This window comes from Phenylobacterium sp. CCH9-H3 (assembly GCF_001557235.1).
Taxonomy (GTDB): Bacteria; Pseudomonadota; Alphaproteobacteria; order Caulobacterales; family Caulobacteraceae; genus Phenylobacterium.
Map to the genome: position 1 here is coordinate 24,746 of NZ_LSJI01000103.1, position 12,244 is coordinate 36,989.

At 71.4% G+C, this 12,244-nt stretch carries 13 protein-coding genes; 11 read left to right on the forward strand and 2 right to left on the reverse strand.

From position 1 onward, the window contains the following. Window position 1: 1 nt before the first annotated feature. Genes trbE through AX721_RS26790 form a run of 10 tightly spaced genes read left to right on the forward strand, consistent with a single transcriptional unit; the run spans window position 2 to window position 9,059 of the window. The gene (gene trbE, locus AX721_RS10025; RefSeq protein ID WP_068875875.1) at window positions 2–2,428 is read left to right on the forward strand and encodes a conjugal transfer protein TrbE; all 2,427 of its coding nucleotides are present in this window, start codon (window positions 2–4) and stop codon (window positions 2,426–2,428) included. Then, a complete protein-coding gene (locus AX721_RS10030; protein ID WP_231733367.1) occupies window positions 2,376–3,146 on the forward strand; it encodes a conjugal transfer protein TrbJ in 771 nt (256 codons plus the stop codon). Before trbE ends, AX721_RS10030 begins: the two co-directional genes overlap by 53 nt. A gap of 10 nt (window positions 3,147–3,156) precedes the next feature. Further along, window positions 3,157–4,512: a P-type conjugative transfer protein TrbL gene (trbL, locus tag AX721_RS10035; RefSeq protein ID WP_231733368.1), complete on the forward strand. Its 1,356-nt coding sequence runs from the start codon at window positions 3,157–3,159 to the stop codon at window positions 4,510–4,512. A gap of 3 nt (window positions 4,513–4,515) precedes the next feature. Further along, a complete protein-coding gene (gene trbF / locus AX721_RS10040; RefSeq protein ID WP_068875876.1) occupies window positions 4,516–5,199 on the forward strand; it encodes a conjugal transfer protein TrbF in 684 nt (227 codons plus the stop codon). Further along, window positions 5,178–6,206, forward strand: a complete 1,029-nt coding sequence (locus tag AX721_RS10045; protein ID WP_068875877.1) for a TrbG/VirB9 family P-type conjugative transfer protein — start codon at window positions 5,178–5,180, stop codon at window positions 6,204–6,206. The genes trbF and AX721_RS10045 overlap by 22 nt, the downstream gene beginning before the upstream one ends. After that, entirely contained in the window at window positions 6,203–7,309 is a 1,107-nt protein-coding gene (locus AX721_RS10050; protein WP_068875878.1) for a TrbI/VirB10 family protein, read from the forward strand. Before AX721_RS10045 ends, AX721_RS10050 begins: the two co-directional genes overlap by 4 nt. Then, the gene (locus tag AX721_RS10055) at window positions 7,306–7,797 is read left to right on the forward strand and encodes a S26 family signal peptidase (RefSeq protein ID WP_068875879.1); all 492 of its coding nucleotides are present in this window, start codon (window positions 7,306–7,308) and stop codon (window positions 7,795–7,797) included. The genes AX721_RS10050 and AX721_RS10055 overlap by 4 nt, the downstream gene beginning before the upstream one ends. Beyond that, complete coding sequence (locus AX721_RS10060; protein WP_068875880.1) at window positions 7,791–8,390, forward strand: lytic transglycosylase domain-containing protein; 600 nt, start codon at window positions 7,791–7,793, stop codon at window positions 8,388–8,390. The genes AX721_RS10055 and AX721_RS10060 overlap by 7 nt, the downstream gene beginning before the upstream one ends. Then, on the forward strand, window positions 8,387–8,659 hold the full coding sequence (locus AX721_RS10065) for a hypothetical protein (RefSeq protein WP_068875881.1): 273 nt from the start codon (window positions 8,387–8,389) through the stop codon (window positions 8,657–8,659). The genes AX721_RS10060 and AX721_RS10065 overlap by 4 nt, the downstream gene beginning before the upstream one ends. Window positions 8,660–8,699: 40 nt before the next feature. Continuing rightward, window positions 8,700–9,059 (forward strand): AlpA family transcriptional regulator, encoded by a 360-nt coding sequence (locus tag AX721_RS26790; protein ID WP_082765646.1) that lies wholly within the window; start codon window positions 8,700–8,702, stop codon window positions 9,057–9,059. A 12-nt stretch (window positions 9,060–9,071) separates the two neighbouring features. Here AX721_RS26790 and bioD read toward each other — a convergent pair whose 3' ends face one another. Together bioD and bioF are read right to left on the reverse strand one after the other, a co-directional pair. Then, a complete protein-coding gene (bioD, locus tag AX721_RS10070) occupies window positions 9,072–9,752 on the reverse strand; it encodes a dethiobiotin synthase (RefSeq protein ID WP_068875882.1) in 681 nt (226 codons plus the stop codon). Beyond that, window positions 9,749–10,900 (reverse strand): 8-amino-7-oxononanoate synthase, encoded by a 1,152-nt coding sequence (gene bioF / locus AX721_RS10075; protein WP_068875883.1) that lies wholly within the window; start codon window positions 10,898–10,900, stop codon window positions 9,749–9,751. The genes bioD and bioF overlap by 4 nt, the downstream gene beginning before the upstream one ends. A gap of 69 nt (window positions 10,901–10,969) precedes the next feature. Between bioF and AX721_RS10080 the strand changes: the two genes are divergently transcribed. Then, entirely contained in the window at window positions 10,970–12,232 is a 1,263-nt protein-coding gene (locus AX721_RS10080; RefSeq protein ID WP_068875884.1) for an adenosylmethionine--8-amino-7-oxononanoate transaminase, read from the forward strand. Window positions 12,233–12,244: the final 12 nt, after the last annotated feature.

A 12,244-nucleotide genomic window follows, 5' to 3' on the forward strand; every position in this document is an offset into this window, starting at 1 on the left:
GATGCGGTTCCTCGACGAAGCCCGTCGCCGTCCGGCCAGCCTGGCCGACCACCTCCCTTGGGCGGCGCTGGTGGCCCCGGGCGTGATCCTAAACAAGGACGGCTCGCTCCTAACGGCCCTGGGATTCCGGGGCCCCGACCTGGAGTCCTCCACCGAGGACGAACTGATGGCCGTCCGCGCCCGGCTCAACAATGCGCTGCGGCGGCTCGGCAGCGGCTGGTGCCTGCACGTCGAGGCGCGCCGTCGGGCGGCCGATCCCTATCCGCAGACCGACTTTCCGCTCGCCGCCGCGCTCCTCGTGGACGCCGAACGGCAGGCGGCGTTCGAGGACGCCGAGCCCGCCTTCGAGACGGACTTCCGCCTCAGCCTGACCTGGCTGCCGCCGGCGGACGAGACGCGGCGCATGGAGAGGCTGCTGTTCGACGGGCTGGAAAAAGGTGATCGCGACTGGCGTGCGGCCCTGGAACGGTTCCAACGCGACGCCGACGCGGTGATGGACCTCCTGGCCGACACGCTTCCAGAGGCCCAGCCTCTGGGCGACGCCGAGCTCCTGGCCTGGCTGCACGCGAGCGTGTCGACGCGGCCCCACGACGTCGATCCGCAGGCCTGCCCCGCCTTCCTGGACGCGGCTCTGGCCGACGAGGCGCTCACAGGGGGCCTCGGCCCGCGGTTGGGGCGACAGACGTTGAAGATGGTCTCGGTCCGCGCGCTGCCGGCGGCCACCCGACCGGGCCTGCTGGACGCACTGTCGGCTCTGCCGTTCGCCTACCGTTGGACTGCCCGCTGGATCGGGCTCGACAAGACGGACGCGGAACGTGAGATCGTGCGGCTGCGCAAGCGTTGGTTCGCCAAGCGCAAGGGCGTGGGCGTCCTGCTGCGGGAGGCGATCACCAAGGAGGAGGTCCCGCTCCTCGACACCGACGCCGCCGGCAAGACCGATGAGTGCGACGGCGCCCTGGCGGCGTTGGGCGCGGAAGCCTGCGCCTTCGGCTATCTCACCCTGACCGTCACCCTGCTCGACGCGGACGCTGCGCAGGCCGCGGAGAAGGCGAGGGCGGTCGAGGCGGTCCTCAACGCCCAGGGGTTCCTGGCGCGGGTGGAAGATCTGAACGCGGTCGAGGCCTGGCTGGGGTCGTTGCCTGGCGAGCCCTACGCCGATGTGCGCCGCCCGCTCATCAGCACGCTCAATCTCGCCGATCTCCTGCCGGTCTCGGCCGTTTGGGCCGGGCCCTCGGCCGACGGATGCCTGGCCGGCCCGCCGCTCGCCGTGGCGCGGACGACGGGCTCGACGCCGTTCCGGCTCGTCCTGCACGTGGGAGACGTCGGCCACGCTATGGTCGTGGGCCCGACCGGTTCGGGCAAGAGCGCGCTGCTCGCCTTCCTCGCCCTCCAATGGTTCCGCTACCCCGGTGCGCGGGTCGTTTTCCTGGACAAGGGCCGAAGCGCGCGGGCCGTGACCCTGGCCTGCGGCGGCGCGTGGCGGGCGCTGGAGCCGGGCGCCGACATCGCGCTGCAGCCCCTGGCGCGTGTGGACGGGCCTGCCGAGCGGGCCTGGGCGGCGGAGTGGATCGGCGATGCGGTCGCGAAGGCCGGCGTCGAGGTGACGCCAGGACTGCGGGATGAGGTCTGGCGGGCCCTCGGCGCGCTCGCGGATGCACCGGCAGATCAACGTTCGCTGACTGTGTTCTGCGCTCTCGTGCAGGACCGATCGGTGGCCGCGGCGCTGGAGCCGCTGACGTTGAAGGGACCCCACGGCGGCCTGCTCGACGGCGCCGGCCAAACGCTCGACCCAAGCCCGTTCGACACGTTCGAACTCGAAAGCCTGATGGCCACGCGCTCGGCCCTCGGCCCGACACTCGGGGCGCTGTTCCATGAGCTCGAGCGCGACTTTGACGGTCGCCCGACGCTGCTCGTTCTCGACGAGGCATGGCTATTCCTGGACGACACGGCGTTCGCGGCGAAGATCCGCGAGTGGCTGAAGACGCTGCGCAAGCGGCGCGTCGCCGTGGTGTTCGCAACGCAGTCGCTAGAGGACGTCGCCGCCTCCTCGATCGCGGCCAGCCTGATCGAGTCGTGCCTGACCCAGGTGTTCTTGCCCAACCCGAGGGCGTTGGAGCCCGCGTCGGCGCCGCTCTACCAGGCCTTCGGCCTCAACCGCCGCCAGCTCGAGCTGATCGCCTTCGCGACGCCCAAGCGCGCCTACTACTGGCGCCAGCCCCAGGGCCGCCGGCTCTTCGATCTCAAGCTTTCTGGAGCCGGTCTCGCGCTCTGCGGCTCGGCCTCGCCGGAAGACCAGACCCTCATCGACCAGGTCCTCGCCCGCGCGGGCCCGACCGGCTTCGCGCGCGCCTTCCTCGCAGCCAAGGGATTCACCGATGTCGACCGCCTCTTCGACAGCCTCGCCGCGCCCGCGCTCGCCGCGGAATAGCTGGGTCGGCGCGCTGGCGCCGCTCGTGCTGGTGCTCGGGTCCTGCTCGGATCCGAAGCCCGCGCAGGCGCAGCAGGTCGTGTTCGATCCCAAGAACCACCTGGAGAATGCGCTCCAGGCGGCCCGGCAACTGGAGAGCCTGGCCAATGAGGCGCGCAGCCTCGCCAACCAGGCGCGCGAGTTGGCGGCCTCGCCCTACAGTCATCTCGGCGAGACGTCGCAGACCCTGCGGGACATCGGCGAACTCGCCCGCGCGGTGAAGGGCGTGGCCTCGGACGTCGATGGCCTGCAGCGCGACTTCGAGCGGATCTATCCGGCGACGGTCGACGGCCTCGATCCGAAGAAGGCGCTCGAGCAGAACCGGGCGCGAAACGCCCAGGCCCGGGAAACGGCCCTCGACCTCGCGCGCACCGCCGCCGAGCTGGAACGGCTCAGCCGTGGCCGCACCGGCCGGCTGGAAGGGGCGCTCAACGCGAGCAAGGGCGCCGAGGGGCAGACTGCCGCCATCCAGTCCTCGACCCAGGTGCTCGCGGTCCTGGCGGAGGACCTCGGGTCCATGCGCACGCTCCTGATGGCTCAGTCCCGGCTGCTTGCAGCAGAGAGCGCACGCCGATCGGCCGAGCGTGTCGCGGGCGCCGAGGCGAGGCGGCAGTTCTGGGGACGCGAGAGCACGTCAGTTCCGAATCCCGACTTCGATCCGTATTCGCCGCGGCGCTGAGGGCACGACGATGGCCGACGTCAGCATGCAGACGCCCAACGACCTGATGGTGGTGTTCTCGAACACCATCTCATCGGGCTTCGCGGCGCTTCAGGGGCCGGTGAATGGTGTCTTCGCGCTGATGATCGCCCTCGTGGTGGCGCTGACGGGGATCCAGTGGGCCCTGTCGTCAAACCGCGAAGTGTTGGCGAGCGGCTTCGCGAAAGTCCTGCTCATCGGCGCCTTCGCCTACCTGATCAATGACTGGGAGAACCTTAGCCTCGTCATTCAATCGGGTTTCGTGGATCTCGGCTTGAGGGCCGGCGGCGGCAACCTCTCGCGCGCCGACTTCCTCAATCCAGGCGAGGTGCTCGAGCAGGGCTGGCAGATCGTGAAGGCGCTCGGCGAGACGCCGGCGCCCGTCAACAACCCGCTCGACGTCATGGGCAACCTCACCGACGCCCTGATCCTGGGCTTGGCGATGATCGGGATCATGCTCGCCTTCGCGGTGCTGGCGCTTCAGATCATTGTCACCCTGCTCGAGTTCAAGATCGTGACCCTGGGCGGGTTCGTGCTCCTGCCCTTCGGCATCTGGTCGAAGTCATCGTTCCTGGCGGAGCGGCCGCTGGGCTTCGTGGTCTCCTCGGGACTGAAGGTGCTGGCGCTGGCCATCGTGGTGTCCGGCTCGCGCTCGGTGTTCGACCAACTGCAGCCCTCGGCCAACCCCGACCTCTACGAGGCGCTGGCGATCCTCGCGGCGTCCCTCCTGCTGGCCATGCTGGCGCTCTTCATCCCCAACCTGGCCTCGGCGCTCGTGACGGGTGGCCCGGCGCTCGGCGCGGGCTCCGCAGCCGCAGGCGCACTTGCGGTGGGCGGCGCTGCGGCGGCCGCAGTCGCCGGCGCGACAGGCCTGGGCGCGGCTGCGGCGCGTATCGCGGGGCCGTCGCGCGCCGCAGCCGGCGCAATCTCCGCGCGGCCGCCGAGCGCTCCCGGCAACGCGCCGCCGCGACCCTCGAACGACAATCCGCCACGCGGGGCGCCAGGATCGCCTTCCCCCTCGGCCGGAGGCGTCTCCGAGGCGCCGGCCCGCTGGCGGCCTGCCCCTGACGCCGGTCCCCCAACCCAGGGTGCGAAGCCGGACGCGGGGCCGGCGCCGGGCGGCCCCGGGCCATCGGAGGAGCCGCCCCACATCGCCCGCGAGACCGAGGCGGCCCGCCGGGACTTTTCTGCCGCGCTCAAGGCCGAACATCGGCCGCCGCAGGCGTCGCGGTCGGGCCGCCAGGCCGCCCTGCAGGCCTTCTTCGTCGCCAATGCCAGCCGGGGACTGCTTCCGGGCAACGAGACCTCGGGCGCACTCGCGCCGCAGCTGAAGGACGAGGAGGCCTGAACCATGCACGTCTTCTTCCGACCCAAGCGCACGCTTTCCGCCGCGCCGGAGGCGACGCCCTACCAGCGCGCAGGACAGGTCTGGGACGAACGCATGGGCCTCACCCTGGCGCATGCCCGCAACTGGCGGCGGATGGCGTTCGCGAACTTGGCGGTCGCCGCCTTCCTGGGGGCGGGGTGGTGGATGCAGGCCCAGCAGGCGGTGGTGAAGCCCTTCGTCGTCGAGGTCAGCCAGTGGGGCCAGACCCAACGGATCACCGCGCTGGACCAGCGCTATGAGCCGACCGAAGCCCAGGTCGGGCGCGCGCTCGCCGATTGGGTGCGCAACGTCCGGGGCAAGTCCGTCGACCCGGTGGTAATCCGGCAAAACTGGCTGGCGGCCTACGACCTCGTCACGCCGCGCGCCGCCGCCTTCCTGAACGCCTGGGCGCAGACCAACGACCCTTTCGCGGAGGTGGGACGCGAGGCCACCGCCGTCGAGATCCTGAACGTCGTGCGGCGAAGCGCCCGCACCTATGACCTGCAGTGGCGCGAGACCCGTTTCGTCAACGGGCAGCAGGCGAGCCAGGCCCGCTGGCGAGCGCTGATCACCTTCCGCCTCCAGGCCCCGAAGACCGAGGCCGAACTGCTGAAGAACCCGCTCGGAATCCGCATCGAGGACGTGTCATGGACCCCCGACGCCTCCTGATCCTTCCTCTCGTGGCGCTCGCGCTTGGCGGCTGCGCCGAACTCGCCCGCTTGGGCGTGACGACGGCCGGATCCAAGCCGCTGCCGGCCATGGCGGCCGAGCCGGAGCCGGCGACGGCGACGCAGGCCGAGACGGCCGTGGCGCCGCCTGCCCAACCGTTCTTCCCGTCGCCCGCGGTCTCGGCGATGGTGCCGATCCCCAACCCGCCCGCGCGACACCGCAGCGCCGCGGCGATGAGAGAGCAGGCGGCGCCCCAAGGCCGCGCCGCGATAGCCGCCGCCAACGTCGAGGCCCGCGAGACCTCGCGGGCTAAGGCTTTCCTCGGCGGCGTGCAGGTCTTCGACTACGAGCCTGGTCGGATCTACGAGGTGTGGACGGCGCCCTTGCGGGTCACGACGCTCAGCCTCTCGCCGGGCGAGAGCGTGATCTCCAAGGCCGCCGGCGACACGGTGCGCTGGCAGATCGGCGAGACCGAGTCCGGCGAAGGGCCGACCCGCCGCGCCCACGTCATGATCAAGCCGCTCGAGCGCAATCTCGAGACCAACCTCGTCCTGGCGACGTCGCGGCGCATCTACCTTCTTCAGCTGCGGAGCGGCGCGGCGGACGCCTTCAACCCGGTCGTGACCTGGGATCTGGCGGCCCTGCTGGCCCAGGGGGCGCGGGCGCCGCAGGCGCCGCCGCCCAGCGCCGAGGCGGCGCTGGTGACGCCGCAGGGAGCCCTCGACGCGGGCTACCGGATCCGCCCCAAGGGACGCCCGCCCGTGTGGACGCCCACCGCCGTCATGACCGACGGCGTGCGCACCTTCCTGACCTTCCCGCCAGCCGTGGGCTCCGCCGAGGCGCCGGCGCTGTTCGTCCTCAGCCCGAGCGGCGAGCGGCAGCTCGTCAACTATCGCCAGCAGCGTGGCCTGTGGGTCGTGGACCGCGTGCTGGAGGCGGCCGAGCTCCGCGTCGGCGGCCGTAAGGGCCAGGTCGTCCGCATCGAGCGCAGTGGAGGCGCTTCATGACCGCGGTACCCCAGGATCCCCCGATCCCCCCGAAGGCGCCGATCGCGCCGCTCGACGCCCGCGCGCCACGGCCGAAGGTGATCCGGCTTCGGCGCAGCTTCGTGAGCGTGCTGGTGATGGGCGCGTCCGGCCTGGTGGCCGGCGCGCTGGCCTGGGCGTTCGTGGTCCAGCCCGAACTTCGCGCCAACGCCCAGGCCGCCCGCCGCGCCGAACCCAGCGAAGTGCGCGGCGCCGTGCGACCGAGCGAGCGGGTGACGGACGGCCCCGCCAACTACGCCCAGCTGGACAGGCTGCCGCCGCCGCGAACCCTCGGCGCGAAGCCGGACGTGGAGCGATCCACCCCTGAGGCAGGAACCCCGGCGCCGCCGCAGCCGCCACCCGCGCCCCGGACCCAAGGGCCGGAGGCCCGCGCCTCGGCGCTCTTCTTCGCGGGCGACACATCCGCCGGAACCCCGGCGCCCGCTAGCGGAGATGGAGCACCTTCGCGGGACTATGCGGCGGTCTACAACACGCACGCCCTGCTGGCGCCCATCAGTCCCTATGAGATCAAGGCGGGCAGTGCACTTCCGGCGGCCCTCCTCACGGCCATCGACACGTCGCGCGCCGGACCCGTGGTGGCGGCGGTCACCGAGAACCTGTTCGACACCGTAACCGGCCGGCACCTCCTCGTGCCGCAGGGCTCGCGCCTCCTGGGCCGCCACGAGGGCGAGAGCCGCTACGGCGATACGCGCGCCGTGATCGTCTGGGAGCGTCTCCTGCTCCCGAACGGAAAGAGCCTCGTGCTCGCCAAGGAGCCGGGCGTCGACGCGCAGGGCGCGGTGGGGGTGAAGGGCCGGGTTGACCGGCGGCTGGGCTCCCTCGCCGTGGCCACCCTCTTCGCGGGCGCGATCACCACGCTCGGCCAAGCCGCCCGAGACCGGGACCACGAGTCCGGCGGCTTGCTGGGTGACGCGGGCGACGCCGCAGCGATCGAGGCCGCCCAAATCGGCGGCAAGCTGATCGACCGGGAGCTTGATGTGCGACCTGTGATCCGCCTCGCCCAAGGCGCACGCGTGCGGGTCCTCGTCACCCGCGACCTCATTCTCGAGCCTTACCGGCCATGACGCGGCGCGGAACAGCCGGCATCGCCACCGCGATCACGTTGCTGGCCTCGGGCTCCGCCAGTGCGGCGCCCGGCGCCTGGCTCGTCGTCAATGAAAGTCCGAGCGTGCCGACCGGCATCTACGTCCGATCCCAGGACCCCCTCCGGATCGGCGTCATCGTCGCTGTGCGTCCACCGCCCGCGGCGCGGGGTTATCTGGTGACCCTCGGCGCAGGCCCCGAGGCGCGGCTCCTCAAGCGTGTGGCGGCGATGGCCGGAGCGCCGGTGTGCCGCCGATCGGATGTCCTCACCTGGCCTCGGGGCGCGGCGCGTGTGCGTGATCGCGATCGCCTTGGCCAGCGGCTCCCGCAGTGGCGCGGTTGCCGGCCGCTCGCGGCGGGCGAGCTGCTGGTCATGGGTGACACGCCCACCAGTTTCGACGGCCGCTACTTTGGGCCGGTGAGGACCAGCGACATCGACGGCGTCTACGCGGAGGTAGTGCGATGGTGAGGTGGTGGACCCTGATCGGCTTGGCGGCCGCCCTAGCCGGGACCCCGGCGACGGCGGGACCGGACTGGCGTGCCGCAGGCGGCGCCATCTTCGCGGCCCCGGTCCCGACGCCGGTCGTGGCGGCGTCTGGTGCACTGGAGCAGGACCCGCGCCTGCCCGACGCGGAGCAGCCCTTCGCGGCCGCCATCGACGAAGCGGCGCTGCGCCACCGGATCGATCCCAAGCTGCTGCACGCCCTCGTCACGGTCGAGAGCGCATACCGCGTGCGCGCCGTCTCCCCGGCCGGAGCCGGGGGCCTCACCCAGCTCATGCCGGCGACCGCGCGGGATCTCGGTGTAGCGGATCGGTTCGACGCGGGCGCGAACGTCCAGGGCGGTGCGGATTACCTTGCCCGCCAACTCCTGCGTTTCCGGGACGTGCGGCTCGCGCTCGCCGCCTACAACGCCGGGCCCGAACGGGTCGCGCGGCTCGGGCGAGTGCCGCGGATCGCCGAGACCGAGCAGTACGTCGCGAGCGTCGTCGACTGCTACTTGGCGCTCTCGGCAGGTCGACGGGTGCGCAGCGCCGTCGACTGCCGGGGAGGTGGCCGATGAGCGTGCTGGACGGTCAGGTCGGTGCTGTGGAGGCCGAACGCGACGACGACATGCTGAGCCGCGTCGAAGCCTCCGCCTATCTCGCGCGATTCAATATCCGCCTGAAGCCCGCGACCCTGGCTAGGCTGTGGTCGGTCGGTGGGGACGGCCCGCCCTGCCAGCATATCAGGAACAAACCCTGGTACCCGCGCGGCGCCCTCAAGGCCTGGGCCGCGACGCAACGCACGGCGGTGCGCCGCGTGCGGGCCTCACCCGTCCAGGAGACCTGAGATGGGACACTGGAAGGACCGCCTCGACCCTGCCGCGCCAATGGGATGCCTTATCGCGTGGAAGGAGGTGGCCCGTCGCACGAGTCTCAGCCGGACCACGGCCTGGCGTCTACAGCAACGCGGCGACTTTCCGATGCCCTACGCCATCTCGCCGGGGCGGGTCGGCTATCGGGAGAGCGAGATCGCGGCCTGGCAGGCGTCGCGGGATGACCGGCGCGCGCCCTGGCCGGAGCCGCCCGTCGCGGGGCGCTCATCGGAGCCTGAGCCGCCATCAGCGGCGAAGGGCGTGCCGGAAGGGCGCCCCACGCCTCCGCCACCTCGACCAGCCGCCCGGCAATCTCCGCGTCGCCGTTCGCAGCACGCCAAGGCGATTGCCCAGCAGATGCGCTTCGACTTCTGAACCTGACCTCGGTCAGTTCGACGAGAGCGTCAGGACCGCGCGCGCCCAATCGCAGCTGTGGGTTGGAGCTCCGATGACCGGAGGGTCGCGCACGTGTTCGCGCAGGAGCGCAAGGGTCCCTTCCAAGGGCAGGTCGTCGGCCGCTCCACGTTCACTGACGACGAGGGCCGCGGGACGCAGCTGTCGCGCCCGCAACACCTCCAGCGCCGTCAGGCCGTGGCTCACCGCGCCGAGATAGCTCCCCACCACGAGGACGTTGGGCCCGCCGATCGCGGTCATGAGGTCGAGGCTGGTCGCCCCGTCCGCAAAGGGCGACATCAGACCGCCCACTGCCTCGACGACCATGAGGTTGGCGCCGCTGGTCGAGACGCGCTGGCGCGCGTAGGCGACGACCTCAGAGAAGGGGAGGGCGCGCGCTTCGAGCCGCGCGGCGGAAGGCGGCGCGACTGGAGCCTGGTAACGCCAGGGTGAAATCTCGTCCAAAGCCGGAGGGGTCAGCTCCGCGCCGCACGCTGCCAGGAGCCGCCCCGGATCGCTGTCCGCCCATCGAGCCTCGTCGAACCCCGATACGACGGGCTTCGCCGCCGCCACGCTCAGGCCCTCGGCCCGGGCCGCGCGCAGCAGCGCGCAGGCCACCCAGGTCTTGCCGATCTCGGTGTGGGCTCCGGCGACGAAGAGCGTCTTCGTGGTCATCGCGAAAGCCAGGGCCGGACCGCGGCGGCGAGGCGATCCACGTGCGCCTCCGTGTGCAGGGCGCTGAAAGCGATCCGAAGCCGCGCCGTGCCCGCGGGAACCGTCGGTGGCCGGATCGGAACGGCCAACAGGCCCTTCGTTTCGAGGTCGGCGGCGGCTGCCAGTGCGACGTTGGCCTCTCCAAGAAGGATGGGGACTACAGCGCTCGTTGCGGGTGGGAGCGCGAGGGCGGTGGTGAAGCGACGGGCGCGCGCGAGCGGCGCGGCGACGCGATCCGGCTCCGAGGCGATCACATCGAGGGCGGCGATCGCCGCGGCGGCGCTCGCGGGCGGCAAACCCGTTGTGTAGACGACGGTCCGCGCGCGGGTCTTGATGAGATCGATGACGGGCGCGGCCGCGCAGATGTAGGCGCCGTAGCCGCCGGCGGCCTTCGACAGCGTCCCCATGGCGAAGTCCACGGTGGCGTCCGGAAACAGCCGCGCCGTTCCGGCCCCGCCGCCCACGACGCCCAGACCATGGGCATCGTCGACCAGCAACCAGGCGTCGTGGTTGCGGCAGAGGGCGCTGATCTCGTCCAGCGGAGCGAGGTCGCCATCCATCGAGAAGACACCATCGGTCGCGACCAGAGCGCGTCTGGCGCGGCCGCGGTGGGCGCCCAGCTTGGCGGCGAGGTCGTCTATGTCATTGTGGCGGAAGCCAAGGGTCGTTGCCCCAGAGAGCTTGGAGCCGGCCCAGATGCAGGCATGTGCAAGCTCGTCGGCGAGGACAAGGTCGCCCGGCCCCACGAACGTCGGGATCAGGCCGGTGTTGGCAAGATAGCCGGAGCCGAAGACGCAAGCGGCCTCGCCGCCCTTCAAGCGCAGGAGCCGCGCTTCGAGTTCACCCAACAAGGGGTGTTCGCCGGTGACCAGGCGCGAGGCGCCGGCGCCGGCCCCGTATCGCTCGATGGCCGCGATCGCTGCGGCTTTCACCGCGGGATGCTGCGAGAGTCCCAGGTAGTCGTTGCACGAGAAGGAGACGAGCCGTTTGCCGTCGCGCTCGACCTCGACGCCATCTTTCCGGAAGGTGGGCCTGAGCGTCCGCATGAGACACTGAGCAGCCAAGCCATCGAGCTTGGCTTCGGCGAACCGGATCAGGCTATCTTGCATGGCGCGCGTCTTATCGAGGCGCCGCTGCGTCGGCTAGCTTCCCCGGCGGCGCCTTTGATAGAGGGTGGCATGCCTCCCTCATGGTTCGACCCGGGCGCCCAGCACGTGTGGCGGCCCTACTGCCAGATGAAGACTGCACCGCCGCCGCTCCCGGTCGCACGCACGCAAGGCGCGCGCATCATCCTTGAGGATGGTCGCGAACTCGTGGACGGCATCGCGTCGTGGTGGACTGCGTGTCACGGCTACAATCATCCGCACATCCGCGAGGCGGTCGCGGCCCAGCTTGATCGGGCGCCGCATGTGATGTTCGGGGGCCTGGCGCACGAACCGGCGTACCGCCTCGCCGCGCGCCTCGCGGGCCTGCTGCCTGGCGACCTCGACCATGTGTTCTTCGCCGAGTCGGGCTCGGTCTCGGTCGAGATCGCGATGAAGATGGCGCTTCAGTACTGGATCAACCGTGGCGTCGCCGGAAAGACCCAGTTCCTGGGCTTCCTGGGCGGCTATCACGGCGACACCCTGGCGACGATGACGGTCTGCGACCCGGAAGAAGGGATGCACCGCCTCTTCGCCGGAGTCCTGCCCGATCAGCACATAGCCGCGCTTCCCGTCGACGACGCCTCCGAGGCTGCCCTTGAAGCCCTGCTCGACGCTGTCGGCTGTGGAATCGCGGCGATACTCGTGGAGCCCCGGGTTCAGGGCGCCGGCGGCATGCTCTTCCACGATGACGCGGTGCTGCGGCGGCTGCGCCGGCTGGCGGACGCCCATGACCTTCTGCTGATCTTCGACGAGATCTTCGTGGGCTTCGGCCGGACGGGCGACCTTTTCGCCTGCCAGGGCGCGGGCGTCACGCCCGACATCGTCACCCTGTCCAAGGCGCTGACTGGCGGCACGCTGCCCCTGTCCGCAGCGATCGCTTCAAAGACGGTGTTCGAGGCCTTCTGGTCCGACGACGCTGGCGCGGCGCTGATGCACGGCCCGACCTACATGGCAAATCCTTTGGCCTGCGCCGCGGCGAACGCGTCGCTCGACTTGTTCGAGGGCGGCGGGTGGCGCACCGACGTCGCGCGCATCGAAGCTGGCCTCGTAGAGGGCCTAGCGCCCTGCCGAGGCGCGGCGGGAGTGAAAGACGTGCGCGTGAAGGGGGCGATCGGCGTGGTGGAGTTCGAGGGCGCGTTACCTGCGGGCGACCTCTGCCGCCGCTTTGCGGGGGCAGGCTGCTGGATTCGGCCCATGGGCCGTGTCGTCTATCTCACGCCGTCCTACATCATCTGCGATGAGGATCTGAGCGCTCTGACCCACGCCGTTCGGGAAGTGGTCCGGGCCGGGGTCTGAGCATACGGCGCG